We start from the raw sequence: 26,369 nt of genomic DNA, 5'->3' as shown, positions 1-26,369 counted from the left end.
GGTCGGCTTCGCCGACCGCTCCTCGAAAAATCTGGACCAAAAAGGCGGCGCGGCGAAGCCGCGCCGAACGAAACCGAGAGTGAATCGCAACCGCACCGCCGCGGCCGCACCGCCACGAGCGGCTACCATCTCGCTACGAGTCGATTGCCGTCTGCATCGCCACCTTTTCCAGCCTCACTCCGTTCGGCTGCAAAACCTGGAGGGAAAAGACCGCTGCCGCGCCGCTATCGCGTACTCGTCTGCATCGCCACCTTTTCCAGCCTCACTCCGTTCGGCTGCAAAACCTGGAGGGAAAAGACCGCTGCCGCACCGCTATCGCGTGCTCGTCTGCATCGCCTCCGAGTTGTACGCTCGGCCGGCGTTCCCGTCGGTGTCGAGGACGATGACGCCGGCGCTGGAGCCGGTGAGTTCCGCGAACTCGTCGATTGCGCGGTCCGCGGCAGCCTGTGCGTCCAGCCCGGATTCGAGGTGGCGGACCGCGCGCCGGGTGAGCGTCGTCTTCGCGATGTCCTCGCCCGCGCCGGTCGCGGACGCCGCGCCCGCGGGGGCGGCGTAGAATCCCGAGCCGATCTGGGGCACGTCACCGACTCGACCCGCGAGCGCGAGCCACCGGCCGCCCGTCGAGGTCGCCGTCGCGAAACGATCCCCATCGAACGCGACCGCGCCCACCGTGTCGTGGTCGTGCTCGTCGCCGCGACCCGCCGAGGGGGCTTCGTCGTCGGCTTCGTCGGGGCTCCCGCCGAACTTGTCTTCGAGCCACGCGACGTGTTCGAGCGGGCTGCCGTCGGGGTGGCTGTCGAGGTCGTCCCATTGCTCGCGCGACCGCTCCGTCCACAGGTCGACCTCGGTACCGACGCCGATGTCGTCTGCGAAGTCGACGGCGTGAACGCCGTTCAGGAAGACGTGCGGGGTCTCCTCCATCACGCCGCGCGCGACCGACACCGCGTGCTCGACGCCCGGCATCCCCGCAGCCGCACCCGCGTTCCGCCGGCTCACGGGTTCCCCGTTCGCTCGTTCGGCGGGACTGTCGCCCCGCCCGCTCGTCATCACGCCCGCGTCGGTGCGGATGATTCCGTCCGACTGCACCGCGCCGCCGACGCCCGCGTTGAACCGCTCGTCGGACTCGAGAATGCGCACCGCCGCCTCCACCGCGTCCACGGGGTCGTCCTCGCGTACGCCCGCGGCCGCCGCGTCATCCAGGACCACCTGTCGAGGCTCCGGCTCGTCGGGCGCGCCACCCGCGCCGCCGTGCACGATGACTTTCATGCGGAGTGGTTTCGAACCGGCGCTGATAAACCGTCGGCTTCCGGAAGACCGCCGCGTCGCGCGGAAACAGCAGTCCTTTTACGCGCTCCACGGAATTTTCAAGGCGAGATGAGCTACGATCAGATCGACGCTCCCACCGAGGGAGAGAAGATCACGTTCGACGAGGAGTCCGGTCTCGAAGTCCCCGACAACCCGGTCATTCCCATTATCTACGGGGACGGCATCGGGAAGGACGTCGCGCCCGTCGCGCAGGACGTACTGAGCGCCGCCGCCGAAGCGACCGGCCGCGACATCAACTGGTTCCGACTGTACGCCGGCGAGTCCGCCCGCGAGAAGTACGGCGAGAACCTCCCCGAGGACACCGTACAGGCCCTCAAGGACTACCGCGTCTCCATCAAGGGCCCGCTCACGACGCCCGTCGGCGCAGGCTTCCGCAGCCTGAACGTCGCGCTCCGCAAGAAGCTCGACCTCTACACGAACATCCGGCCGACCTACTACCTCGACGGCGTCCCCTCCCCCGTCTCCGACCCCGAGGAGATGGACATGGTGAACTTCCGCGAGAACACGGAGGACGTCTACGCCGGTATCGAGTGGGAAGCCGGCACCGAGGAAGTCGAGCAGGTCCGCGAGTTCGTCGAGGACGAGATGGGCTTCGACTCCACCATCCACGACGGCCCCGTCGGCATCGGCGTGAAACCCATCAGCGAGTTCGGCACCAAGCGCCTCGTCCGCCAGGCCATCGAGTACGCCATCGAGAACGACCGTGACTCCGTCACGCTCGTCCACAAGGGCAACATCATGAAGTTCACCGAGGGCGCGTTCCGCGACTGGGGCTACGAACTCGCCGAGGAGGAGTTCCCAGAGCAGACCATCGACGAGGACACCCTCTGGGAGGAGTACGACGGCGAAGCCCCCGAGGACAAAGTCGTCGTCAAGGACCGCATCGCGGACAACATGCTCCAGCAGCTCCTCACGCGCACGTCGAACTACGACGTGCTCGCGATGCCGAACCTCAACGGCGACTACCTCAGCGACGCCGCGGGCGCCCAGATCGGCGGCCTCGGTATCGCGCCCGGCGCGAACATCGGCGACGGCCGCTTCCTCGCCGAGCCCGTTCACGGCAGCGCACCGAAGCACGCCGGTAAGGACAAGGCGAACCCGAGCGCGCTCATCCTCTCCGGGAAAATCCTCCTCGAACACATCGGCTGGCAGGACGCCGCGGACCTCGTTCACGACGCCGTCGAACAGCAGATCTCCTCGAAGCGCGTCACCTACGACCTCGAACGCCAGGTCGAGGGCGGCGAGAAACTCGCGGCCAGCGAGTACGCCGACGAAATCATCGACCGGATCCACGACCTCGCGTAAGCGAGTCGTGGGTTAGCCGGGCTTCGCTCGGCGAAATTCACGAGCTGGCGTAAGCGAGTCGTGGGTAGCGGCGTCGGCCGATTCGACCCTGTTTTTCTTGAGGCTCGGCTGTGTAGTCGTGGGTGTGAGTGAGGACGACGTCTTCGAGAACGTTCCCGGTATCGAGGAGGATTTGGCGCGCGCCGAACAGCAGTTGACGGTGCGTGTCGAGCGTCGGACGTACGATAAGCCGGTGACGATAGTCGAGGGGTTCGAGGACGAGTCGGTGGATCTCTCCGCGCTCGCGTCGGAGTTGAAGTCGAACCTGGGCGCGGGCGGCACCGTCGACGACGGCGCTATCGAGGTGCAGGGCGACCACGCCGACCGTGTGCGCGATTTGCTGGAGGAGCGCGGGTTCTCCGTCGCGGAGTAGACCAGTCGAACGCCCGTCTCGACGTAACTCAGGAACACGATGTTGTCCGCGACGTAACTCCCATTCGCGCTCGTCGGCTGGGACGCCCGCGACTTCCTCGATTTCGTCCACGAGACGGACGGTGACGCCAATGTTCGGGAGAGCGCACGAGCGTGAAGTTTCGCGTCGAGCGCGGTCTCGTTCCCCTGCGGGGGCCTCTTGGATCCCTCGACGACGTCGAGAAGCCCGTCCGGTTCGGGGACGCCGGACGGGACGGGCTACAGGTCCGCCAGTAGCCCGGAGGACTACTGAGACTCGGTTAAGGTATCGGGCTATTCGCTCCAGTCGGGGTTCTCTCGGGGTGGACTGAACACGTCGATGCCGTCCACGGGCGTGTCCCCGACGGCCCGCGCGGCGTGCGGTTCGTCGGCCGGAATCACGTACGACTCGCCGGTCGTCACCACGTGCTCTTCGCCCTCGACCTCGAACGCGAGCGTGCCGTCGTACACGAACCCCACCTGCTCGTGGGGATGACTGTGCTCGGGGACGCTCGCGCCCGGCTGGATGTGGAAGTGCTGAACGCTCATGTTCTCGCCCGCGGAGAGCTCCGCGAGGTAGACGCCCTCGACGGCCTCGACGATGCGCTCCGCGGACAGGTCGTGCGTCTCCATACGTCCACGACGGCGGCCCGCCGCCCTAAACAGTTCGACTGAAGTGCCTTCCCGCTCCCGCTCGCGTATGGACGCACCCCACTACGTCGTGAACGCGGAGGCGGCCGTCCACCGTGACGGCGAGTACCTGGTCGTCGAGCGCGCGGCCGCGGAGGAGCACGCGGCGGGCGCGCTCGCGCTCGTCGGCGGGACGGTCGAGGTCTCGGAGGGCCGCGACGTGCTCGAAGCCACGGTCCGCCGCGAAGTCGAGGAGGAAGTCGGCGTCACCGTCGGCTTGGTGGCGTACGTGACGAACAGCGCGTTCGAGACGCCGGACGACCGCGTCGTCAACACCGTCTTCCTCGCGGAGTACGCCTCTGGAACCGCACGCCCCCGCGACCCCGACGAGGTCGCGGCGGTGCACTGGCTCACCCCGGATGAGGTGCGCGACCACCCGGACGCGCCCCAGTTCACCGCCGACTACGTCGACGCCGTGGACGCCCATCGTATCGAGCGCCGGCAGTCCTAACGTTCAAACCCCGGGAGGGCGGAGTTCGGTGCGTGTACGCCGTCGTCGGCTGCAGCGAGTGCAGCGCGCTCTGGATCGTCGAAGGCCGCCCCGAGACCACGGAGTGCCCGCGCTGCGGCTCCACTCGGCAGTTCTCGAAGCGCCGGAAGTTCGTCACGACGGAGGACGAGGACCACGCCCGCGAAGTCCGGTCGTCGATGCTCGCGAACCGCTCGGGGTACGGCGACGCGTTCGCGGACCTCGACTCGTTCGCCGAGATGGGGGACGCGGCCGAGGACGCGGTCGTGGACGACGACGAGTACCTCGAAGCCGCCGGTATCGACCCCGGCGAGGTCGCGGCCGCGGGCGACCGCGCCGAATCCGGTGGGAGCGGCGGGTCGGTGAGCAAGAAAGAGCGCGTCCGCGAAGCAGTCCGGGAACTCGACCAGCCAACCGAGGACGACATCGTAGACTACTGCACCGACCACGGCGTGGGCGCGGAGTACGCGCGCCGGACGCTCGAAAAACTCGCGCGCTCGGGCGAGGTCTCCGAGTCGCGTGGCGTCTATCGACTGCTCTGACTACGTGACAAGCGGGAATGTCGCCGCGCCCCAGGCGACGAGGCCGGCGAAGTAGACGGCGAACACGACGCGACTGGCGAGCGGGAGCGCGTCCGGCCGGTACTGCGCCGCGTTCCCGCCGCTGAATCCCGTTTCGGCGCCGGTGCTCGCGGTGTCGACGCCCACGTCCGTCCGGCCGAGCGAGAACGCCACGAGGACGCCGCCGCCGAGCACGAGCCCGATGGACACCCAGGGGAGCGCGACGCCCGCGAACGACGCTACGGCGAACAGGACGCCCGCGGTCGCGCCGGCCGCAAGCACGCCGTAGACGCCGACGACTTTCGCGAACAGACGCCAGTTCATGTCGTATCACGTCCCCGTGCGGACATAACGCCTTCGGCAGTCGGGCCTACAGGAGCGCGCCCGTGAGCGCCTGGTAGAGCGTCACGGCGAGCAGGAGCACGGTGAGAATGAGTTTGAGCACGCGGAGGTAGCGGACGCTCGGCGTGTCCGGGAGCGGGGTGCCGCCGCTATCGGTGGGTGGCTTCTCCGGCATACCGTCCACTACTGGTTTCGGGGAAATAAAGTCGCGCCGGACGCGCGGTGAAAGTGAAACTTATCGCCCGAGTTCCTCGTGCGCGGAGGAGAGGTTCCGCGACGCGAGCGCGGACACGAGGGAGAGTTCGCCGGCGAGCACGCCCGTCGCAATGACCTCCGCGAGCGCGTCCGCGTTCGCCCCCGCGGGGTCGCCGCCGCCCCGCACGCCGAGCACGTCCAGCGCCTCGGCCTGCGTCGGGAGTTTCGTCCCGCCGCCGACGGTGCCGACTTCGAGGCTCGCGAGGTTGACGCTCGCGTACAGTTCGTCCTCGCGTGCTTCGACGGTCGTGATGGTGTTCGAGCCCTCCACGACCTGCGCGATGTCCTGGCCGGTCGCGAGGAACATCGCGGCGACGACGTTCGCGGCGTGCGCGTTGAACCCGAGCGCGCCCGCCTTCGCCGACCCGACGAGGTTCTTCCGCGTGTTCGCCTCCTCGATGGCCTCCGGCGTCGTGTTGAACCGCTCCTCCACGACCTCGCGCGGAATGCGCACGTCCGCGGAGACGGTGCGGCCGCGGCCTTCGACGGCGTTGATGGCGGCGGGCTTCTTGTCGGAACAGAGGTTGCCGGAGAGCGCGACCAGTTCCGCGGGCGTCTCGGCCTCGACGAGGTCCGCGGCCTCGCCGGTGGCGATGGTGGCCATGTTCATCCCCATCGCGTCCTTCGTGTCGTAGGAAAAGCGGAGGAAGACGGAGTCGCCGACGACGTAGGGCGTGACGGACTGGAGTTCGCCGTGGCTCGTCGTGGACTCCGCGGCGTCCGCGAGCGCGTCCTCGTTCTCGCGCACCCACTCCGCGACCGCCTTCGCTTCCGCCACGTCGGCGACGCGGAAGACCGGCGCGCGCGTCATCCCGTTCTTCAGAACGCGAGCGGTCGCGCCGCCGCCCGCCCGAATCGCGGAACACCCCCGGTTGACGGACGCGACGAGCGCGCCCTCCGACGTGGCGAGCGGGAGGTAGTACTCGCCGTCGGCGGCCTCCCCGTTCACCGACACCGGCCCGGCGACACCCAGGGGTACCTGCACGCCGCCGACGAGGTTCTCGATGTTCGACCCGTGTACGTCCCCGGCGTCGAACGAGAACTCGCCCACAGCGTCGGGGTCGCTCTCGGTCTCCCGGCGGAGGAGTTCGCGGCGGGCGGCCGCCGCGGTCGCCTCGTCCGCGTGGTCTTCGAGTTCGTACAGCCGGAGCTCGCCGGACTGCACGCGGTCCGCGAGGTCGGAAACGTCACTCATACCCCGGGATTCCCCGGCGGCGACCCTAACGGTTGTCCTTCCCGGCCGCCCCGACGAACAGCTATATCACCCAGTAGTAAGATGGTGTGGTATGACCGTGACCGCGATGCTCTCGGTGTCGCCCGTGGACAGCCCCGACGTTGACTTCGACGCGGAAATCGCGAAGGCCGTGGATGCCCTCGACGACTACGACGTGCGCTACGAGACGCACCCGATGGAGACCACCATCGAATCCGAGTCGCTCAGCGAGGTGTTCGCCGCCGCGCAGGCCGCCCACGAAGCCGTGGACGCGAGCCGCGTCGGCACGACCCTGAAAATCGACCACTACCGCGAGGAGACGCTGGACGCCGACGAGAAAGTCGACCGCGTCGAACACCACCTCGGCCGCGACGCCCGCGGCGGCGAGTAGCCGTCTTTCCCGAACGTCTTTGCCCGCGGCCGCCCCACGCTCGGGTATGACAGCGGCCGCAGACCTCGTCCTCACCAACGGCGAGGTTCACACGCTCACCGACCCCGACGAGACGTACGAGGCAGTCGCCGTCCGCGACGGCGAAATCGTCCGCGTCGACTCCGACTACGAAATCGACTTCCTGAACGGCGTCGAAACCCGCGAAATCGACCTCGGCGGCCGCGTCCTCCTCCCCGGGTTCGTGGACGCGCACGTCCACATGGAGACCGTCGGCCGCCACCGCCTCCGCGGCGACCTCCGCGACGCCACCTCTCCCGCGGACGCCGTCGACATCCTCCGCGACTCGGACACCGGCGGCGAGTGGATCCTCGGGTTCGGTTTCGACGAATCCACCTGGGACGACTCGCGCTACCTCACCCGCGACGACCTCGACCAAGTCAGCACCGAGCGTCCCGTGGTCGCGTTCCGCGAGGACCTCCACACCGCCGCGCTCAACGGCGTCGCGCTCGACCGCCTCCGCGCCGACCTCCCCGAGAGCGACGTGCAGACCGCGGGCGGCGAACCCACCGGTGTCGTCGTCGAGGACGCCGCTGAAGTCGTTCGAAACGCCGTCGAACCCGGCCCCGCGGAGACCGCGGACCTCCTCCTCGCCGCCCAGCGAGACGCCCACGAGAAGGGCGTGACCAGCGTTCACGACATGGTTCGGCGCTCGCACGCCCCCCGCGTCTACCGCGAACTCGAAGCCGCCGGCGACCTCGCGCTCCGCGTCCGCCTGAACTACTGGAGCGACCACCTCGACGCCGCCCGCGAACTCGGTCTTTCCACCAACCACGGCAGCGAGTTCGTCCGCACGGGCGCAATCAAGACCTTCACCGACGGCAGCCTCGGCGGCCGCACCGCGAAACTCAGCTACGAGTACGCGGACGGCGACGGCTCCGGCCAGTGGGTCGTCCCGCCCCGGGAACTCCACGACCTCGTCCGCGACGCGGACGACGCGGGGTTCCAGCTCGCCGTGCACGCCATCGGCGACGAAGCCATCGAGGAGACCATCGACGCCCTCACGGAGACGGACGACCCGGCGGGCGCGCGCCACCGCATCGAACACCTCGAACTCGCGACCGACGACCAAATCGAGCGCATGGCCGACCTCGGCCTCGTCGCCTCGATGCAGCCGAACTTCCTCAAGTGGTCGCGCGAGGGCGGCCTCTACGACTCGCGGCTCGGCCCCGCGCGCCGCGACGAGAACAACCGCTTCCCCGCCTACCTCGCGGCCGGCGTGCCGCTCGCGTTCTCCTCGGACTCGATGCCCATCGACCCCCTGTTCGGCGTCCACCAGACCGTCAACCCCCCCGAGGAAACCCAGCGGCTCTCCGTCACCGACGCGCTGCGCGCGTACACCAGCGGCGCGGCCTACGCCGGATTCGACGAGGACAGACTCGGAACTGTCGAGGTCGGGAAGGAAGCAGACCTCGTCGTTCTGGAGGGGTCGCCCTGGGAGCGCCCCGGGTCCATCGCGGACATCGACGTGACGTACACCATCGTGGACGGCGAGGTCGTCTACGAGGACCGCTAGTCGAGCGGGTCCGCGGCCGTCCACGCGCGCTCGAACAGGTCGCTGAGGCGCACGAGAAGGTCGCCGTCCCGGACTTCGACCGCGCCGAGGCGGTCGCCGTCGTCGAGCGGGTGGGGGAAGTGGACGTACGCGCTGGCGTCGTCCACGAGGTCGAACGTGACCGCGAGATCGGTCGTCACGCGGATGTCGACCTCCTCTCGATCCCGGTACCGCTCGCGCACCCGTCGCGGCGCGCCGTCGAGCACGCGCTCGTCGATCAGCGCTCGAACCGTGTGGGTTCCCAGCGTTTCGTCGAACGCGCGCATCTCGGGTTCGTAGCGCTCCCACGGTGCGGCGGCGTACGGTTCGGCCATCGCGGACCGCACCGTCTCGTCCGCGTTCGCGAACGCCCGCCGGGTGAGCGAGACGGCCGCGTCGCTCCCGAGCGGCGCGGTCCAAAACCGGCCTTCCGATGGTGCGACTGCGGTGAGTTCGCTGCCGAGTTCGTCCGCGAGCCGCTCGTATCGCGCCGCGCGCTCGTCCAGTTCCCGCTGTCGCTCCGCGAGCAATCGGTCCGTCGCCGCCTTCGGGTCGACCGCGGTGTACCGCGTCGGGTCGTCCCCGCGGGACGTCACGAGGTCGCGGGCGGCGAGTCCGTTGAGCACGTCGTACACGCGTCCCATCGGCACGCCGCTCGCCTCCGAGACGCCGCGTGCGGTGAGCGGTCCACGTCCGAGCAGGCTCCGGTACGCCTTCTCCTCGTAGGCGGACAGCCCGAGTTCGGTGAGTCGGGACACGTCACCGGCTACGCCGGGCCGGAACGAAGTAGGTGGCGGTGTCAATGAACGAACTGGAAGTGGCGCGGCGTTCGAAAACAGCCTTGTTCCACCCGGCCCCACCTCAATTCATGCGTGCCCCGCTCCTCCTCGTGGCCGCCATCGCCGCCGAAGTCGTCGGAACGACCGCCCTCAAACTCTCGAACGGGTTCACCGACCCCGCGCCGTCGCTCGTCGTCGTCGCCGGGTACGGCGCGTCCTTCTACCTCCTCTCGCTCGTCCTCACCGACCTCCCGGTCGGCGTCGTGTACGCGACGTGGGCCGCGCTCGGTATCGTCGCCACTGCGAGCGTCGGCGTCCTCGTGTTCGACGAGACGCTCGACCTCGCGGGCGTCGCCGGGATGGCGCTCATCGTCGCCGGCGTCGTGGTTCTCGCCCTCTTCTCGGACGCCTACACGCCAGCGCACTGACTACTCAAGCAGCGACGCACCCGTCATCGCCGCCGGTTTCTCGACGTCGAGCAGCGAGAGCAGGGTCGGCGCGATATCTCGGAGCGCGTCGCCCACCCAAAGAACCATGCCGGTCGCGTCGTGAGGTCGTGTCAATGGCTCACACTGGATTCGTGGTGGTGGGTCGTGGGTGACGATGCCGTCGCCGCCTGCTGTGAGACGGCTCGGGACGGACGATACAGCGGGGAACGCGAGCGCGCGCTCGACCGGCTCAACGACCTCTACGTCGACGCAACGGACGCGAACCGAGAACGGATACTGCGCACGCTCTCCACCGTGGCGCAGGACGCGATGCGGTCGACGGAACGGCAGACCGCGCGCGAGACGCTCGTCGACCTCACGGCGGACTCCCCGCGCGCTGCAGCCACAGTGGAGACGCTGCGTGCGATAGCAACGGGCGACCGGCGGGGGCGTGACCGGCTCGACGCACTGAACGCGCTCGCCCGCGTCGCCGACGAGACGGCCGACCCGGGCGTTCGGGAGTCAGTCCGGGACGCGCTCACGGAGGTGGCGACGGGGGCGACGCGGCGGCGGGAACGCGAGCGCGCGCAGGACCTCCTTCACACTCTCGACGCGGGCGGTACGCCGAGCAGTTCGGGGTCCGAGAGTGGGGCCGACGCGTATCTCGCGCAGTCGCTCGCCGAACACCTTGCGGCGGCCGCCGACGACGGTCGGTCGAGTGCCCGGGAGCGTGCCGGGGAACTGCGCGAGTTCGTCGCAGAACACCCCGTGGAGGACGGCGCGTACGCGGACGTACTGGACGACCTCGCCAGTCTCGATTCGCAGCTGGCCGCCCTCTCGGATGCGCCGATGGACGAGGACCGCCGCCGCCGGATTCGGGCGGTCGCCGACCGGGTCGTTCGCCTCTACCGGCGCGCAGACGCCGACATCTGACACTACGGAGACAAAACTTAAGGGATACGCTACAGAGTGTCTAGCAAAACTGGGGCGATGCCCCCGATCCGGTGAGTACGATGCCATCAACGTGTCCACACTGCGGCGATACGGTACAGGGCGGGAACTTCTGCGGCTCGTGCGGCGACCCTCTCACGAAAGTGTGTCCGGACTGCGGGCAATCCTACGGCGGAGAGAAGGGGTTTTGCGGTCGCTGCGGGGTCGAGCTCGTCCTGCCGTCCGCCGCCGACGACGGCAGTCCGGCGGAGGGGCGGACGGACGGGTCGATGCGGCTCGCGGACAACGAACTCGCGAAACGCGTCGACGAGGACGTGCTCGGCGAGGGCGGTCTCATCGGCCGCCTCACGCAGAAGAAGAGCGTGCAGATAGAGGCCGGTAATCGGGCGTTACTCCTCGAACACGGCGAACTCGTGAAGGCGCTCGGCCCGGGCAAACACACGCTCGACAGTCTCGGAGAGCGACTGCTCGAACGCCGGCGCTCGAAGGACATCACGGTCGTGCTCGTGGAGGACGCCGACGTGCCGCTGTCGCTGACCGTGGACGACGTGCGGACCGCGGACGGGTTCCCCGTCTCCGTCACGGTCGACCTCGACGTGTCCCTCGATGACGCCGAGGCGTTCTTCCGCGCGGCGATGGCTGACCGGAACGCCGTCACGACGGAAGCCGTCAAGCGCCTGCTGGAGGACGCGCTCCGTGACGAGGTTCGCGCAACGCTCTCTTCGGTCGAACGCGACAACCTCTACGGGAACCGCGATGTCAAGCAATCGCTCCAGTCTGACATCGACGAGGAGTGCCGCGCGGTGCTCTCAGACCTCGGGCTCTCCCTCGTGCGACTCCGCGCGTTCGACTACGACGACGGCCGCGACGAGATTCGGTCGGACCAGCGGGACGTGGCGGTCCGGGAGGAACGCGAGGACATCCGGGACGACGAGTCCCGGCTCGACCGCCGCGAGCGCGAGCGCGAAACCGAGGATTCGGTCCACGAGACCAAACAGGAGTTCCGCGAGGAGTCCGCCGAGGCGTCGGCGGACCACGAACTCGAACGGCAGCGACAGGAACAGCGCCACGAGGTCGAGGACGCGGGCCGCCAACACGAACACACGGCCGAACGGGAGACCGTGGAGCACGAGGAGGAGTTGAAGACGACGCGGACGGAGAGCGAGGTGGAGCGCCGGGAGGTCGAGCACGAGCAGGACGTCTCGGAGATGGAGGACTTGCTCGATGTCAAGTCGAAGAAGGACGAGCAGAAGCTCGAGCGCGAGCGCCGCGAGCAGGAGATGGAGATGGACCGCGAGGAGCACGACCTCGACCTCGAAAAGGAACGCCTCGACGCCCGCGACGACGTGGACGCGCAGACGCTCGCCAGCCTCGACGATACCGATGACGGAATGACCGACCTGGCGAAGATGGACAAGGCCGAGAACCTCTCCGCCGACCAACTCGACTCGCTCGGCGCGCAGAACTCGGACGAGCTAGCGAAGGCGCGGCAGGAGGCGAACAGCGCCGAGAAGGAGCGAGAACGCGTGGAAGACCAGAAGGAGTTCCGGGAGGAGCTGAAGGAGATGGCGTCGGATTCGATGGACCGCATGGAGTCGACGACGGAGACCGCGATGGACCAGATGGGGGACGCGGCGTCAGCGGCCGCCGAGGACACGTCGGACAACGTCATCGTCAGCGGGGATTCGGGGTCGAGCGGCGGTGACACGACTATCGTGCAGGGGGGAGACCCCGGCGGATCGGATGGTGGGGCCGCCGAGCCGAGTGGCGGCCGGGAGACCGTGCTGTGCTCCGAGTGCGGCTCGGAACAGCCGCCTGGAAACAACTTCTGTACGTCCTGCCGCGCGGAACTCCCTCACTCCTCGTAGAACACGAACACGAGCAATTCGTCCTCGCGCCGGGTTATCGTCGTGTCGACCACGTCGTAGTGGGACAGGACGGTGTTGAGTTTGTCTTCCATCTCGGCTATTTTGGTCGCGTCGTAGTCGAACGATTGGATCTGAACTTGCATCCTCGAAACGTTCACGCCGTCCCCGGGTAAGCGTTCTCCCACCCTAGCTTTATCTATCACGTTATCAGACATTACTCTGTTACACAATGGCACGCAGGCTACCAGGGATTATCGAACGAGGGGACGGTGTCGACGAGGCACGCGCCAGCACCGAAGTCCTCGCGAGCGCATTCGACACGGCGGCAGGCGGGTTTTTCGAACGTCGCGCGAGCTACGAGGACGACATCGCGGACGCGGAGGACCGCCGCGACCGTATGCGAAAACTCGGCGCTGGCGGGGTCGCTATCGGCGTGCTCGTCCTCGTCGCCGGCGTCTTCCTCGAGTTCGCCCTTATCGGGGCGGTTGTCGGCGTCCTCACCGCCGCTGCCTCGGCGGCGTACGCGTACCGCGAGTACCAGAACGCCGAAGACGCCATCGAAGACGCCGAACAGAACCTCGCGGAGAACGAACCCGACGGGAGCGTTTCGTTCATCTCTCAGGTGACGTACCCGTTCCACCTCGTCCCGTACGGCGACCGACACATGATTTTCGACGGGCGGAACGCCGCGCCCGTCACCGACCTGGAACTCGCGAATGTCGACGGTGCCGCGCTCGCGGACGCGTCGAGCGCGCTCGCGGACGCCGCGAGCGTCTACGACGACGGATTATCGGACGCGGGCGTCCTCGACCCCGCTGTCGCGAGCGAAATCGCGCCCGGCGTGCGAGAGCACGGCCGATTGGAGAAACCGCTGACGGACGAGATCGACCGGATGGCCGCAATCGCGCGCGACCTCCACACTGAATCCGTGCAGGTTCGGGTGCACGCGAACGATACCGTGTCGAACAGCCTCTCGACCGCCGGTGACCAGGGAACGTTCCTGAACACGAACGAACTCCCGGCGGTGGAGACGACGAACTCGCTCGCGGAGAGCGAGAACGTCGTCTCGACGATTCGTGGACTCGAAGAGCAGGCGACGAGCGGCGACCTCCTCGACGAGGCGCGCGCTCACCGCGACCGCGTGGACTCCCTGTCACGCTCCGTCGCGTCACGCCTCCAGCAGAACGAGCGCGTACTCACCGAGCATTTCGACGCGTACGAGCGAACGCTCGACCAGAGCGTGAAAAAACACGTCGACGCGGCCGAGCACGCGGACCGCCTCGCCGCCATCGACGACGAACTCGACCTGACGAGCGAGATACTGAGCCCGGACTCCGGCAGTCTCGGCACAGCGCTGAGCGACCGCGACCTCGACCGACTCGATGTCGACGGCGAGGGGTCGTTCACGGAGCAGATACGCGCGGACATCGAGAACCGCATCCCGACACTGAACGACGACCTCGCGGACGCGTACACGACCGCGCCCGACATCGGACCGGACGGCACGTACGACCGAGCGTACGACGGTGACGGGACGCACAGCGTGCACCGCGACGGCGTCGTGTTCGGGGAGGTGTGGCGCAGCCTCTTCTACTCCTTCCGCGAACCGATCATGGACAGCGTGGACGACTTGGAGCGCGACGCGGAGGACATCCGGCAGAACAAAGAACAGAAGATGATAGACGTGAGCCAGTTCGAGCAGATGAAGGACGCGGCGGAGCGGGAGTACAGCACGGTGAAATCGGAGTACGAGGCGGCGCGAACCGTCGAGGAGGAACTCTGAGATGGCGGACGACACGCAGCCGGTGGAACTCACGAAGCGGAGTTCGAGCGACCTTGCCCAACGCATCGGGAGTCGCGTGGACGTGGACACGACCGGGCTCGAAAACCAAGTCAACTCGCTCGACACCACGGTCTCGGACGAACTGGAGCGCACGCGTCAATCCATCGAGTCCCTGCAGACCAACATCGAACAGCTGGAGAACCGCGTCACGCAGATAGAGCGGACGAAGGCGCGCGCGCAGCGGGAAGCGACCGCCGACCTGAAGGACGACCTGAAGGAGACGGTCGAGGAGAAACGCCGCCAGTACGAGGAGCGTATCAGCGACGTGCTGCGGGATTACCAGGAGAGCATCCGCCGGCTGAAAGACCGGTTCCTGAACTCGATATCGACGGAGAACGACGCGTTCGAGCAGGTGTCCGAGGAGTTTGCGGACGTCGTGAAACGCCGCGAGAGCGTGACCTCGGTGAGCGAGGACCTCGCCGAGCCAGCGACGGAGACGTACGACGACCGCCTCACAGCTATCTCGGAGAGCCGAACGGAGTTCATGGACGCCATCGACGATTTCCTCGCGCACCGCGAGGGGACCGCGAAAACAATCGACTCCCTGCAGACGTCGGTCTCCGGGGTGTCCGGCGCGCAGAGCGTTCACGTTCCGTTCTGGGTTGTCGGTATCGAGCGGAACGGCACGGAGGAGATACGGGTGTTACCGGTGCTGGAACGCGACAGCCCCGAGCACCGGCCGACGCGGTCGTCCCCGTACGCGAGCTACCTCTCCGAGCACGGAACGCACGCGTACGGCGACCTGACCGACACGGTCGCCGAGTACGTGCAGCGGGACGCGGTCCGGGACGGATTAGCTGATGAGGACCGCGCCTTCTCGGACGCGTCGGTCCTCCCGGACGACGCCACGAGCGAGCGGTTCCGCGAGGCGTTCGACGAGTACGAACTCCGGTCGCGGCGAACCGGGGTGAGCGCGGATGACTGACGAGTTCCGCGGGGCTATCACGTCCGATAAGGTCGAGACTGACAACACGAACTTCGCGACCGTGAAGGCCGACCAGACGTGCGAAGAGCCGCTCATTCCGCGCGAGAACGCGTTCCGGCAGCTGAACTGGCAGGTCACGCTGGAGAAGGGCGCGGTGTACCGGCCGCAGGAGGAAGTCGGTATCTACGCACAGGAGGTCGACTGCAAGTACGGCGTCCAAGTTGACGGGACCGTGTTCGGCCGGGACCGCGTCGTCATCGAACACGGCGGCGCACGCCACGCCGCGCTCGAAGGCGAGGACGACGACCCGGCGTTCGTCGGCGCGCGCGTCAGCGGGTCGGTCATTTCGGAGGGAGAGGTCGCAGTTGAGGCGGCCGACGCGAAGCACGACGACTGGACGGAACGCCCCGTCGTCGTGTACGGCGATATCGTCGCGTCCCACGTGACGGTTGACCGCCCGCTCGTCGTGTACGGGAACGTTATCGCCGAGAACACGGTGCGAGCGGACGCCCCGCTCGTCGTCCTCGGGGATGTGAAGTCCCGGGGGCTGCTGGAGGCGAGTTCGCTGCTCGCGTTCTCCGTCGTGGCGCGCGACGACGTGACGCTCGGCGCGGAGACTGCGGTCGTGAACCCTGTCGTCAGGTCGCTCGACGGCGATGTGGTGCTCGCGGACGAGGTCGCTGTGCTCGACTCCGCGACGCTCGCGACCGTGAGCGACGACGGCGACCTCGGCAGCGTCGCGGTCGGCCCCTGGATGCTCGAGGAGGACGACCTCTGGGCGGCCGGTGACTGTCTCACGAGCGCGGACGTGCGGGACGCGGGCGAGGGCGCGGTGGCGTCGCGAGCGTGGCGCACGGTCAACGAGTCCGAATCCGAGCACGCGTACGTCCGGTCGCTGCTCGAACGACACGTGCGGTCGTTCCGCGCCGACCCGCCGGACGTCGAACAGTTCCGGTACGGTGGGTACGCGGACCTCGGCGCGGAGGGCACGCCGACCATCGAGCACGCGGGCGAGGGCGACATCGTCGTCGGCGACCAGGAGAAGACGGTGTCGCAGGAGGAGTTCACTAAGATCGACCAGTCCACGACCGAGATTGACGAATCCACGACCGAGATTGACGAATCCACGACGGTCGAGGACTCCGTCGTGAACCGCTCCGACATCGGCGACGACGAGGGTGAGGAGTAGTGCCGTACTGCGCCGATCACGACCGCGTCTACACGGGGACGTGCCCCGACTGTGCGGGCGACGACCCGGAAGTCTCCGACCCCGGTGTCGGCACCGAACCGAGCGATGACGGCACGGGCGACGACGCGAGCGGCGTCGACGACCTCGTCGCGGACGCGCTCTCGAACGTCGACTCGTCGGGAAGCGGTGATGTCGTCTCGGGCGACCAGACGAAGTCCGTGGAGTCAACGACGTCGGTGTCCGTGGACGACTCGACGACTGTCACCGACGATTCGACGACCGTTACGGACGCGTCCACGACGGTGAGCGACAGCGTCGTGAAGGACTCCGCTATCGGCGGGGACGGCGACGGCGCGACCGTCGAGGACTCCGTCGTCCAGAACTCGCGCGTCGGCGCGACCGACGACGGTCCTCGTGAATCCGCCGAGCCGTCCGGAAGCGACGCGGGCCAGTCGTTCTGCGTGTACTGTGGAACCGACCTCGGCGGAGCCGCGACGTGCCCGGAGTGCGGGCGCGAGCAGTGAGCTAGTCCGCGCTGAGACAGAGCCCGTGTCCCTCGACATCGACGACCGTTCCGTACCCGTCCGCCGCGAGCCGGTCGAACGCGCGGCGGACGACGCGGTCCGCGTACCCGTCCGCTGCGACATCCGCGAGGCGGACGTGGGTCGCCGACGGGTCGGTGACGCGCTCCCTGACGGCGGCCGTGCACTCGTCGATGCGCTCGTCGTCCACGCCGTGTTCGAAGAGGTGGCTGTTCTCGTCGACGACCGGGTCGCCGTCGTCGTAGTGGAGCGCGCCCTCGCGGAGGTCGACGAGGCAGACGCTGACGCTCGCGCCGAACCGCGACCGCGGGGTGTCGCCGGTAACCGTCTCCCGGGCGTCAGCGCTCCAGCCGGTCGGCGACGCGACCGCGACGAGGTAGTGCGTGTCGTCGCGTTCCGCGTCCTCGACGACGGGCGCAAGCACGTCAAGTACGTCTCGGAGGCCGGCCGGGCGGTCGTCGAACCCGCTGTCAACGTAGGCGTCGAGGGACGCGTGGCACGCGACCTGTACGACTAACGTCGGGTCGCGCGCGAACGAGAACACGCCGTCGTTCCCGAGTTCGTAGCGAACGTGGCGGTTCCGCGGCATCGCGTCCGGGTCGACATCGCGGTTCTCGAAGAACCGGCGAGCGTCGCGTACGGCGCTCTCGCCCGCCTCGTCCGCGGGCGCCGTTACGGAGCCGTCCGGGGTAACGAGGGTGTCCGCGTCCCGCATCGACGTGTCGAACCGGCCGAGGTAGTCGAGTTCGAACACGCGTGCGAGCGACGCCGACACGGGCGCGACGGTTTCGCCGGGGGTGGCGGCGGTGCGGCGGTCGCGTTCGAGCGCCGCGCGCGACCGCGCCGCCGTCAGGTCGCGTCTCGCGTCGTCGAGACGCTCTCGCTCCGCGTCCACGACCGCGCCCGCGTCGGAGTCCTCGGGCACGGAGAGTGCGTCGAGGTCGCGTCTCGTGTCGTCGAGTCTCTCGATGCGCTCGTTCAGCGTCTCGACGTAGCTGTCGAGCGCGTCCGCGTCGTCCGCGCTCACGCGCCCGTCGAGCGGTTCCGTGGCGGCACGGCGCTCCGCCGCCGCGTCCGCGGTCGCCCGAACCGCCGACTCGACCTCGTCCATCGCGCGAGTGAGTCCGTGTGACTCGACGTACGCGAACACGCCCGCCCGAACCGTCTCCAGGCGGTCGTGGTAGCGGTCGGCCAGCCGGTCCATGACGTCACGGTGGACGTCGTCGGCGGTCAGGAGGGCGTCGAGGTCCGCGAGCTGCGTGTCGTGGTAGTCCCGGACGAGTTCGTAGAGCTCGCCGTCCATGCGTTCGATTCTATCCGCCACGCCGTCGGGGTCGAGCGCGTCGAACGCTTTGTAGCGGTCGAAGTCCGCGACTGCCTGAAGCTCTCGGTCCGAGAACTCGCTGTCAAGCGGGCTGGGACGCGATTCGTCGTCGAAGCTCGCTGCGAGGAAGAGCCGGGCGAGCACGATGTCGGCGCGGATGCGAGCACGCTCCGCGTCGGTGAGGAAGTCCGCGTGCGGGCCGGTGAACGCTGCCACGAACTCGCGTTCTTCGTCCGCGAGCCGTTCGTACCGGTCGACGCGCTCCGACGCTGACCAGTCGGCGAGCGCGTCGAGGTCCCTGGATACCACGGCGTCCACGGACGCGGTGATGTCGTCGATGCGGTCGGTGGGACTCGTCATCTCCTGAACTCGTCGGAGTGTCCACGCCGACGCGCAAAAGTGTTCCCCGCCACCGACCCCTCACCGGAGAAACAGTTAAGGAACGGGACAGGCCAGCTAGACACGACACCGGGTACCACACCGGCTGATACGTCATGAATCTCCAAGGCTGGGTCACCGAGACGTTCGGCGGGTCGGGGGCGACGATACTCGACGAGTCGGTGTACGGCGACGACGAACTCCGCAAGGACGTTATCAAGCTGGAACACCGCCTCGAAAAGCTCGAAGGCGAAATGGACGACCACGCGACCACCTACCGCACCCTCCTCGAACAGGGCGCGGACGCCAGCGACCTCCGGCGGACGAAGTACGCCCAGAAGGCGAAGTTCGAGAAGAAGAAGTACGCCATCAAGAAGAAGCAGTACCGGGCGAAGAGCGTGAAACTCGGGACGCTGCTCTCCGTTCAGGGAATGCGGGAGATAACGTCCTCGCGCGACGAAGAGGCGCTTGCGGTCGATGACGCGCTCGAGGACGCTGACGCCGCCGAAATACAGTCCGAAATCCTCGACCGGATGGCGGAGTTCGGCGTCGAAGTCGAGGACTTACAGGAGATACAGTCCGCGCTCGACGTCCCCATCATGGACGCGGAGATCGCGATGGACACGGACGAAGAGGAGACGCGAATGGAGCAGCTCGCGGCGGCCGATGTGTCGAGCGAACAGATAGACATCGAGGACGACATGGATGTGGACGCCGAGTCGATCGACCTCGATTCGAACGACGCGCTTGACGACCTGTAGATGCTCGGGGACGGCGCGCAAAAGGAAGTGCTCGTGAAGCGGTACCGGGAGCGCCGCTCGATGGCCGACCGCGCCCGCGAGACGGGGAACGGAGAGCGGGCGCGCCGCCGGTACGAGGAGTGTGCGCGCCTGCTCGACGCTATCGCGGACCTGGAGGGGAGCGAGGAGATGGCTGCCGAGCGGCGGTCGCTCGCGGAGAACCTTCGGACCGCGGCGGATCAGGTTACGGACCGGTCCGACGGTTCGACTGACCGGTCGACGGGGTCGGAACCGATTGATGGAGACGCCGACACGGCGGATGCGGGCCGATTCCTCTCGGATCCGCCCTCGCTCGCGTTCGACGATGTCGGCGGGATGGCTGCGTTGAAGGACCGGCTGCGCGAGCGCGTCGTCGAACCGCTCTCGAACCCCGAGCTCTACGAGACCTACGACCTCGGCGTGGTGAACGGCGTCCTGCTCTACGGTCCGCCCGGGACCGGGAAGACGTACGTGACGCGGGCGCTCGCCGGCGAACTCGGCTACAACGTCGTGGAGGTGACGCCCGCGGACGTGACGAGTTCCCTGGTCGGGGAAGCCGCGGATAACGTCGCGGCCGTGTTCGAGACTGCGCGCGCGAACCAGCCGTGTCTGGTGTTCATTGACGAGGTGGACGCCGTCGCGGGAGCGCGGTCGGACGGCGCGCGCGCGACGCAGAGCGAGCGGCAGATGGTGAACCAGTTACTCACGGAGCTCTCGGAGATACAGGGCGAGGACGTGGTCGTCGTCGCGGCGACCAATCTCCTCGACGCTGTCGACGATGCCATCACGCGCTCGGGGCGTTTCGACGAACGCATCGAGGTCTCGCCGCCGGACGCGGCGGCGCGCGAAGCGATTCTCCGCGTCCACCTTCGCGACCGTCCTGTCGCTGACGACGCGGACGTCCCAGCGATCGCGGCGGACACCGAGGGGTACGTTGCGAGCGACATGGAACTCCTCGCCGCGACGGCGGCGCGGTTCGCGCTCGCGGATGCTCGGGAGAGCGGGCGCGTCGAGGAGATAACGGACGCGCACCTTCGGGCGGCACTTGACGATGTAGACCCGAGTCTCTCCTAGCGACGCCGCCAGTCGTCGTCCTCCCGTCCGAACGTCCGGATGTGGTATGCGTACCCCCAGACGAACGCGAGCACGACGATGACGGCGACGTGCATGGTGACGGCCGCCGCGGACGATCCGAGCGGCCCGAGCGGGGACTGAACGGCTGCGACTGTAGCGTCGACGAGTCCCGCGCCGCCGACCAGCGTTGCGACGAGATCGGAGAGCAGACCGCCGACGACGACGGTGGCGAGCGCGGCCGCGGCGTGCGACGCGCCGGAGCGGTGCGGCATACGTGGGGGTCGATTTCCGATACCAAAAGCGTCCCGCCGCCCCGCTTGGCGGACTACCGCTCGAGCGGGTGGACGCCGCTGTCGGTCGCGACGAGGACGCGGCCCTCGTCGGCCGCGAGGTCCCGCACCGTTGCGTCGACCGAGGACGACCACGCTGTCGTTCCGTCAGGGGCGAACGCGGTCACGTCACCATCCGCGGTCGCCACGACCGCCGCGTCGCCAGTCGTCTCGACCGCGACCGGGTCGGACACGTCCGTCGTCCAGGCCTCCGCGCCGTCGCGCACACCCGTCACGCGGTCGGTTGTCGCCGCGACGACCGTGTCGCCGACACTCGCCAGACCGATTGCGTTCTCGACCGGCCCCACCGACGTGACGCCGTCGGCGTCGACCGCCGTGATGTCGTCCGTCCGGGCGGCGTACACGCCGCGGCCGGTCGGGGCGAGCGCGCTCGGGGCGGCGTCGAGGTACGCGTTCCACGCGACATCCCCTCGGTCGGGCGCGAGCGCGGCGACCCGACCGTCCTCGCTCGCCGCGACGACCGCGCCGTCCGCGACGACCGGGCCGGCCGCGGTCGGCTTGCTGAACTGGTGGGGGAACACCCACGCGTCCCCGCCGTCGGCGTCGAGCGCGGTGACCTCGCCGTCCGCGCTCGCGAGATACGTTCGGTCGCCGCGACACGCGACGCCGACGTACGAGCCGGGTGTCCGCCACTGTTCCCCGTCGTCGTCCACTGCGACCGCCGCGTCGTCCGTGAGGCAGACTACGCGGTCGTTCGCGGCCGCCACCGCGCTCGCGGCCGGTCCGACGGCGTCCGCGGCGACCGTCGGCGCTGGCTCGTCGTCGTCGTCGCGCACGTCCGCGTCGTCCGTACCGCCGTTCGTCGGGTCCGCCGCGTCTGTCTCGGCGGTCGCCGCGTCCGCCGAGACAGACTCGGATACGGCCGGTTCTGCCTGCGCTGATTCGGTCGAGTCAGCCGTCGTGGGGGCGTCCGATGTGGCCGCCTCGGCCGTCGTGGACGCTGCCGACACGTCCGGGTCCGACGACCCGCTCACCGACCGGTCCGCTGAGTCCGGTCCGGTGTTCTCGTCGACGCCCTCGCTCGCTCGCTCTGCCGTCTGAGCAGGTGCGCTGTCTGGGGCACCGCGGTCCCGGCCGTTGAACGGTCCCGCTTGGTACGCGAGGCCGAGCGCGAGGAGCGAGGCGAGTATCGCCACCCACGATGTGGCCGCGAACCCGAGGTCGAGCAACGGTCTGAGAACGCCGAACACGCCGAGACCGACGGCGGCGACCCACGCGCCCTGCGAGCGCCGGGCGAGGCCGTAGGTGACCGCGGCGAACACGCTCAGTTCGAGGTAGATGGCGAGAATGTTCGAGAGTTGGACGCCGAGCAGATCGACGAGCACCCACGGGATCGGCGTCGCGGGGACGAACCAGAGGTCAGCGGGCACGTTGACGGTGAACGCGATGAAGAACGGTTCGGCCGCCACGCCGGCGGTGAACGCCGCGAACACCGCGGTGAACCGCCGCGTCGGCGACCACGCCGCGGGACTGGAGAGAGCGAGCGTGCCCGCGTCGAGCGCGCGGACAGCGTACGTGGCTCGCGCCGCGCTGACGAACGCGATGAGACCGAGGACGCCCGATACCAGGGACGCGCCCGTCGTGAGGAACGGCGTGAGTGTTCCGACGAACGCGACGGCGGTACCCGCGACACCGGCGTACCAGTTCCCCCGGCGCAGACCGTACCCGGTGACGCCGTAGAAGAACGCGCCGAAGTAGGCGGCGTAGCCGACGAGTTCGGGCGGAACACCACCCTGGAGCGAAGCGAGCGCGTCCTGATAGAGCAGTCCTCTCTGAGCGGATTCGACGACGAACACGAGCGGCGTCGTCGGTAGGAGGTCGCGGAGGAAGAAGAACGTCTCCAGGGAGAGCGCCCCGGTGACCGCGACGAGGGCGTGGAACGCGGCGACGGTGAGGAGCGCGTTGCTGCCGCGCGCGACGACGTTCGGGTTGTTCGACAGTTGGTCCGTGATGGTCGACGCGACCGACCCGCCACCGAATCCGCTTGACGCGCCTGCCGCGCGGCTGCGTGCGTTACTGCTGAGAAGACGGCGGGCGAGTCGGAACGGGAACGTGATGATTCGGATGAATAGGCCGAGTATCCACCGAAGTATCTTGAGTGTAAATAGCACACACGCAGAACGCCGACAGTCCGAGTTATACTTTTCCCCGGTCAGGAGAGGAGGGGTTCGCCCGTCATCTCCGGCGGGAGCTCAACGTCGAGCAGCGAGAGCAGGGTCGGCGCCACGTCCCGGAGCGCACCGCCCTCCTGAACGGTGTGGCCGCCGTCGTCGCCGTCCGGGGAGAGGTAGACGAAGGGCACGGGGTTGAACGTGTGCGCGGTGTGCGGGTCGTCCGGGGTTCCCATGTCGTCGGCGTTCCCGTGGTCGGCGGTCACCAGCACGTCCGCGCCCGCGGCTTCGAGTTCGGCCGTGAGCCGGTCGAGTTCCGCGTCGACGGTCTCGACCGCCGAGACCGCGGCGTCGAAGTCGCCCGTGTGGCCGACCATGTCCGCGTTCGCGTAGTTCAGCACGAGCACGTCCGCGTCCAGCCGGTCGAGCGCGGCGTCCGTCACGCCCGCGGCGCTCATCTCCGGCTGGTGGTCGTAGGTCGGGACGTCCGGACTCGGGACGATTTCCCTGCTTTCGCCCTCGAACTCGACCTCCCGGCCGCCGTTCAGGAAGTACGTCACGTGCGGGTACTTCTCCGACTCCGCGACCCGGTGCTGGGTCAGCCCCTGCCCGGCGACGACCTCTCCGAGCGTGTCGTGCGGCTCGGGCGCGTCGAACGCCACCGGGAAGTCGAACGTCTCGTCGTACTCGGTCATCGTCACAATCGGCACCTCGGGCGGACTCGTCTCGAACGCCCACTCCGGGTTCACGGAGCCGAGCATTCGGACGAGCTGGCGCGCGCGGTCCGCGCGGAAGTTGAAGAACACCACCGCGTCCCGCTCGCTCAGCGCGTCCCCGCCCCGAACGATGGTGGGTTCGACGAACTCGTCGGTGTCGCCGCGCTCGTAGGACTCCTGAACCGCCGCGACCGCCGACTCCGCGCGGTGCATTCCCTCTCGCTCGACGATGGCGTCGTACGCCGATTTCGTGCGCTCCCAGTTCTGGTCGCGGTCCATCGCGTAGTACCGCCCGGAGACGCTCGCCACGTCGCCCGTCCTGTACTCATCGACGACCTCCTCCAGCGTTCGGAGCACTGACTCGCCCGACTTCGGTTTCGTGTCCCGGCCGTCCGTGAACGCGTGCGTCGTCGCCGGAACATCACGAGAAGCCGCGGCCTCGATGAGTGCGTGCAGGTGTTCGTGGTCGGAGTGCACGCCGCCGTCGGAGACGAGGCCCATGAAGTGCACGCGGCCGCCCGTCTCCGCGACATGGTCGAGCGCGCTCGCGATGGCGTCGTTCTCCCCGAGTTCGCCGGACTCGATGGCGTCGTTGATGCGGGTGTACTCCTGGAGGACGACGCGGCCCGCGCCGATGGTGAGGTGGCCGACCTCGGAGTTCCCCATCTGGCCGCCGGGGAGTCCGACGTTCCGGCCGTGCGTCTCCAGCGTGCCGTACGCTCCCGCGTCGGCGAGCCGGTCGAAGTTCGGCGTGTCCGCCGACTTCACGGCGTTCAGCCGGTCGTGGTCGCCGAGCCCCCAGCCGTCCAGGATGACGAGCGCCGCCTTCATACCGAAGCGTGCGCTCCACGGGGGGACGTGTCTTTCGCCATCGCGCTCGCACCGGCGGGGTTTTTGGCGTCGAGGGACGGAACGCGAGTATGACCCTCGACCCCGTCCACTTCGACGGGATTACCGACCTCGTCCGGCGCGTCAGCCACGACATCGACGAGGACGAACACCGCGACCAGGCCGTCGCGGCGTGGGACGCCTACTTCGACCCGCTCTACCGCGACGACGAGGAAGTGCTCGCGCCGCTCGGCGACCTCCGACGGTACGCCGTCGACGTCACGGACGCGGGCGACCAGCCCGACCAGTTCGAAACCGTGCACGGCCTCGACTCGGGGACTGTGAACCCGCGGACGTTCAAGAACGGCCTCGTCCTGGACATCGCGCAGGCCGCAATGGGCGTCTGCCCGAGCGACACCGACACCCACCGCGCGCGCACCGTCATCACCACCGTCCACCCGACCGACGACAGCGTCACTATCAGCGCGACCGACGACTGGCAGAAACAGGACGAGGGCTACTGGCGCGGCCAGATATTCGAAGCGCCGCGCGTCAGCCGGGACGAAACCGCCGTCGTTCACGGTCTCTCCCTCTACCTCGCCGAATCCGAGCACGCCCTCGAACACGCCGACCGCGTCGGCGACCTCCTCGTGCTCGACGGCCCGCTCTACCCGAAAATCATCGCGAACTGGCTCGACCAGGCGCGCCCGCTCTCCGACCTCCCCCTCGAAGACCCGCTCGTCCAGTCCGTCATCGGGAACTACGTCGACCTCGTCGAGCGGTTCGTCGACCGTGGCGTCCCGCTCGCCGGGTTCGTGAAGAACGTCCAATCCAGGGGTATCGTCAACACGCTCTCGGAGAAGACGAACGCGCCCTGGACCGACGACGCGGCGTTCTTCACCAAGCTGCTCGAACGCCGCGACGGCCGCGACAGGAACACGGACGACCTCACGTACACGAACTGGTTCGTCTCCCGCACCGGCTACGACCGCGAGTTCTCCACGCTCGGCGACCGCCTCAGCCTCGACCTCGACCTCGACCCCGAAGCCTACGAGGTCGCGTTCTTCGTCGTCTACGACCCCCGAACCGACGTGCTGTTCAAGGTCGAACTCCCCCGGGCGTTCGCCGCGGACGACGCGTGCCGGAAGCGCGTGACGAACCACGTGCTCGCCGAAGTCGCGCGAGAGGTCGGGCCGCCCGAGGCTGTCGGGAAAGCGGACGAACTCGCGCGCATCGGCATCACGGAGAAAACCGAACTCGTCGGCGCGCTCGAAGACGCGCTCGACACCGAATCGCGGTCGACGTACGACGACGAACGCTGGGGTTAAGCCTCGTACTCCCGGACAGTCGAAATCTCGACGGTTTCGGGGTCGACGCCGACGCGCGCGAACTGCGTTCGGATGTGCTCGCGCGCCGCCTCCAGCGCGCGCTCCCGGGTGTCGAACCCGCGCGGCATCGGCGACTCGAACGCCACCCGGAGCTCCTCGCCACCGATTTTCTGGGTGACGCCGCCGCTCTCCACGGCGTAAAACTCGTCGCACACCCAGACGTACGCGGCGTCCTCGTCCGGCGCGCCCTCGAACGACGGCGCGTCCTCGCCGCGCTCGTAGAGCGTCCCGGTCAACGTCGTCCCACCAGCGGAGCCTTCGACGAGTAACATACTCGAACGGAGGGCTGCGAGCGATAAAAACCGCGTGGCAGGGAAGGTTTTAG

The 26,369-nt window shown here is 68.5% G+C and carries 29 protein-coding genes; 17 read left to right on the top strand and 12 right to left on the bottom strand.

All coding sequences use genetic code 11. From position 1 onward, the window contains the following. Positions 1-312: 312 nt before the first annotated feature. Complete coding sequence (locus tag U3A55_RS08420) at positions 313-1,266, bottom strand: isoaspartyl peptidase/L-asparaginase (RefSeq protein WP_330991046.1); 954 nt, start codon at positions 1,264-1,266, stop codon at positions 313-315. A gap of 108 nt (positions 1,267-1,374) precedes the next feature. Between U3A55_RS08420 and icd the strand changes: the two genes are divergently transcribed. The 3 genes from icd (at position 1,375) to U3A55_RS08405 (ending at position 3,318) form a co-directional block, all read left to right on the top strand. Next, positions 1,375-2,631 carry an isocitrate dehydrogenase (NADP(+)) gene (gene icd / locus U3A55_RS08415; RefSeq protein ID WP_330991045.1) on the top strand — a complete coding sequence of 419 codons (1,257 nt, stop codon included), beginning with the start codon at positions 1,375-1,377 and terminating at the stop codon, positions 2,629-2,631. A gap of 124 nt (positions 2,632-2,755) precedes the next feature. Further along, on the top strand, positions 2,756-3,043 hold the full coding sequence (locus tag U3A55_RS08410) for a translation initiation factor (protein WP_330991044.1): 288 nt from the start codon (positions 2,756-2,758) through the stop codon (positions 3,041-3,043). 152 nt (positions 3,044-3,195) lie between these two features. Beyond that, positions 3,196-3,318, top strand: a complete 123-nt coding sequence (locus U3A55_RS08405) for a hypothetical protein (RefSeq protein WP_330991043.1) — start codon at positions 3,196-3,198, stop codon at positions 3,316-3,318. A gap of 36 nt (positions 3,319-3,354) precedes the next feature. Here U3A55_RS08405 and U3A55_RS08400 read toward each other — a convergent pair whose 3' ends face one another. Continuing rightward, positions 3,355-3,693, bottom strand: a complete 339-nt coding sequence (locus tag U3A55_RS08400; protein ID WP_330991042.1) for a cupin domain-containing protein — start codon at positions 3,691-3,693, stop codon at positions 3,355-3,357. A gap of 67 nt (positions 3,694-3,760) precedes the next feature. Here U3A55_RS08400 and U3A55_RS08395 point away from each other — a divergent pair, with 67 nt between their 5' ends. After that, positions 3,761-4,201 carry an NUDIX hydrolase gene (locus U3A55_RS08395; protein ID WP_330991041.1) on the top strand — a complete coding sequence of 147 codons (441 nt, stop codon included), beginning with the start codon at positions 3,761-3,763 and terminating at the stop codon, positions 4,199-4,201. A 32-nt stretch (positions 4,202-4,233) separates the two neighbouring features. Further along, positions 4,234-4,761: a DUF5817 domain-containing protein gene (locus U3A55_RS08390; protein ID WP_330991040.1), complete on the top strand. Its 528-nt coding sequence runs from the start codon at positions 4,234-4,236 to the stop codon at positions 4,759-4,761. Here U3A55_RS08390 and U3A55_RS08385 read toward each other — a convergent pair whose 3' ends face one another. From U3A55_RS08385 to hmgA, 3 genes are read right to left on the bottom strand one after another with little or no spacing between them, the layout of a single operon-like run. Continuing rightward, positions 4,762-5,103, bottom strand: a complete 342-nt coding sequence (locus tag U3A55_RS08385) for a hypothetical protein (protein ID WP_330991039.1) — start codon at positions 5,101-5,103, stop codon at positions 4,762-4,764. 46 nt (positions 5,104-5,149) lie between these two features. Continuing rightward, complete coding sequence (locus tag U3A55_RS08380) at positions 5,150-5,296, bottom strand: hypothetical protein (RefSeq protein WP_330991038.1); 147 nt, start codon at positions 5,294-5,296, stop codon at positions 5,150-5,152. A 60-nt stretch (positions 5,297-5,356) separates the two neighbouring features. After that, positions 5,357-6,571, bottom strand: a complete 1,215-nt coding sequence (gene hmgA, locus U3A55_RS08375; RefSeq protein ID WP_330991036.1) for a hydroxymethylglutaryl-CoA reductase (NADPH) — start codon at positions 6,569-6,571, stop codon at positions 5,357-5,359. A gap of 91 nt (positions 6,572-6,662) precedes the next feature. On the opposite strand from hmgA, the gene U3A55_RS08370 reads away from it, so the two are divergent. Continuing rightward, on the top strand, positions 6,663-6,980 hold the full coding sequence (locus U3A55_RS08370; protein WP_330991035.1) for a thiamine-binding protein: 318 nt from the start codon (positions 6,663-6,665) through the stop codon (positions 6,978-6,980). Positions 6,981-7,026: 46 nt separating this feature from the next. Further along, a complete protein-coding gene (locus U3A55_RS08365) occupies positions 7,027-8,553 on the top strand; it encodes an amidohydrolase (RefSeq protein ID WP_330991034.1) in 1,527 nt (508 codons plus the stop codon). Here U3A55_RS08365 and U3A55_RS08360 read toward each other — a convergent pair. Further along, the gene (locus U3A55_RS08360; RefSeq protein ID WP_330991033.1) at positions 8,550-9,329 is read right to left on the bottom strand and encodes a TrmB family transcriptional regulator; all 780 of its coding nucleotides are present in this window, start codon (positions 9,327-9,329) and stop codon (positions 8,550-8,552) included. The genes U3A55_RS08365 and U3A55_RS08360 overlap by 4 nt on opposite strands. 110 nt (positions 9,330-9,439) lie before the next feature. Here U3A55_RS08360 and U3A55_RS08355 point away from each other — a divergent pair, with 110 nt between their 5' ends. From U3A55_RS08355 to U3A55_RS08345, 3 genes are all read left to right on the top strand, one after another. Beyond that, positions 9,440-9,778, top strand: a complete 339-nt coding sequence (locus tag U3A55_RS08355; RefSeq protein ID WP_330991032.1) for a DMT family transporter — start codon at positions 9,440-9,442, stop codon at positions 9,776-9,778. A gap of 165 nt (positions 9,779-9,943) precedes the next feature. After that, the gene (locus U3A55_RS08350) at positions 9,944-10,711 is read left to right on the top strand and encodes a hypothetical protein (protein WP_330991031.1); all 768 of its coding nucleotides are present in this window, start codon (positions 9,944-9,946) and stop codon (positions 10,709-10,711) included. Between the two features lie 80 nt (positions 10,712-10,791). Next, entirely contained in the window at positions 10,792-12,597 is a 1,806-nt protein-coding gene (locus U3A55_RS08345; RefSeq protein ID WP_330991030.1) for an SPFH domain-containing protein, read from the top strand. On the opposite strand, the gene U3A55_RS08340 is transcribed toward U3A55_RS08345, so the two are convergent. Beyond that, positions 12,585-12,740 carry a hypothetical protein gene (locus U3A55_RS08340; protein ID WP_330991029.1) on the bottom strand — a complete coding sequence of 52 codons (156 nt, stop codon included), beginning with the start codon at positions 12,738-12,740 and terminating at the stop codon, positions 12,585-12,587. The two genes, U3A55_RS08345 and U3A55_RS08340, sit on opposite strands and share 13 nt — an antisense overlap. Positions 12,741-12,826: 86 nt before the next feature. Here U3A55_RS08340 and U3A55_RS08335 point away from each other — a divergent pair, with 86 nt between their 5' ends. Genes U3A55_RS08335 through U3A55_RS08320 form a run of 4 tightly spaced genes read left to right on the top strand, consistent with a single transcriptional unit; the run spans position 12,827 to position 17,078 of the window. Next, entirely contained in the window at positions 12,827-14,380 is a 1,554-nt protein-coding gene (locus U3A55_RS08335; RefSeq protein WP_330991028.1) for a hypothetical protein, read from the top strand. Position 14,381: 1 nt separating this feature from the next. Further along, entirely contained in the window at positions 14,382-15,365 is a 984-nt protein-coding gene (locus U3A55_RS08330; protein WP_330991027.1) for a hypothetical protein, read from the top strand. Further along, complete coding sequence (locus tag U3A55_RS08325; protein WP_330991026.1) at positions 15,358-16,554, top strand: hypothetical protein; 1,197 nt, start codon at positions 15,358-15,360, stop codon at positions 16,552-16,554. Before U3A55_RS08330 ends, U3A55_RS08325 begins: the two co-directional genes overlap by 8 nt. Next, entirely contained in the window at positions 16,554-17,078 is a 525-nt protein-coding gene (locus U3A55_RS08320; RefSeq protein WP_330991025.1) for a hypothetical protein, read from the top strand. Before U3A55_RS08325 ends, U3A55_RS08320 begins: the two co-directional genes overlap by 1 nt. Before the next feature lies 1 nt (position 17,079). Here the strand turns inward: U3A55_RS08320 and U3A55_RS08315 are convergent, their stop codons facing one another. Further along, a complete protein-coding gene (locus U3A55_RS08315; RefSeq protein WP_330991024.1) occupies positions 17,080-18,780 on the bottom strand; it encodes a hypothetical protein in 1,701 nt (566 codons plus the stop codon). A gap of 134 nt (positions 18,781-18,914) precedes the next feature. Between U3A55_RS08315 and U3A55_RS08310 the strand changes: the two genes are divergently transcribed. Beyond that, positions 18,915-19,559: a hypothetical protein gene (locus U3A55_RS08310; protein WP_330991023.1), complete on the top strand. Its 645-nt coding sequence runs from the start codon at positions 18,915-18,917 to the stop codon at positions 19,557-19,559. Then, positions 19,560-20,651 carry an ATP-binding protein gene (locus tag U3A55_RS08305; protein WP_330991022.1) on the top strand — a complete coding sequence of 364 codons (1,092 nt, stop codon included), beginning with the start codon at positions 19,560-19,562 and terminating at the stop codon, positions 20,649-20,651. Here U3A55_RS08305 and U3A55_RS08300 read toward each other — a convergent pair. From U3A55_RS08300 to gpmI, 3 genes are read right to left on the bottom strand one after another with little or no spacing between them, the layout of a single operon-like run. Then, on the bottom strand, positions 20,648-20,923 hold the full coding sequence (locus U3A55_RS08300) for a hypothetical protein (protein ID WP_330991020.1): 276 nt from the start codon (positions 20,921-20,923) through the stop codon (positions 20,648-20,650). The genes U3A55_RS08305 and U3A55_RS08300 overlap by 4 nt on opposite strands. A gap of 53 nt (positions 20,924-20,976) precedes the next feature. Further along, on the bottom strand, positions 20,977-23,112 hold the full coding sequence (locus U3A55_RS08295) for an outer membrane protein assembly factor BamB family protein (protein ID WP_330991019.1): 2,136 nt from the start codon (positions 23,110-23,112) through the stop codon (positions 20,977-20,979). A 41-nt stretch (positions 23,113-23,153) separates the two neighbouring features. Next, positions 23,154-24,659 (bottom strand): 2,3-bisphosphoglycerate-independent phosphoglycerate mutase, encoded by a 1,506-nt coding sequence (gpmI, locus tag U3A55_RS08290; RefSeq protein ID WP_330991018.1) that lies wholly within the window; start codon positions 24,657-24,659, stop codon positions 23,154-23,156. Between the two features lie 89 nt (positions 24,660-24,748). Here gpmI and U3A55_RS08285 point away from each other — a divergent pair, with 89 nt between their 5' ends. Beyond that, positions 24,749-25,984, top strand: a complete 1,236-nt coding sequence (locus tag U3A55_RS08285; protein ID WP_330991017.1) for a DNA double-strand break repair nuclease NurA — start codon at positions 24,749-24,751, stop codon at positions 25,982-25,984. On the opposite strand, the gene U3A55_RS08280 is transcribed toward U3A55_RS08285, so the two are convergent. Further along, entirely contained in the window at positions 25,981-26,316 is a 336-nt protein-coding gene (locus U3A55_RS08280) for a DUF7113 family protein (protein WP_330991016.1), read from the bottom strand. The two genes, U3A55_RS08285 and U3A55_RS08280, sit on opposite strands and share 4 nt — an antisense overlap. Between the last annotated feature and the right edge of the window lie 53 nt (positions 26,317-26,369).

Origin of the sequence: Salarchaeum sp. III, from assembly GCF_036418315.1 — an archaeon.
GTDB lineage: Archaea > Halobacteriota > Halobacteria > Halobacteriales > Halobacteriaceae > Salarchaeum.
The sequence above is the reverse complement of the archived record's forward strand: the minus strand, read 5'-3'. Positions and strand labels throughout refer to the sequence as shown.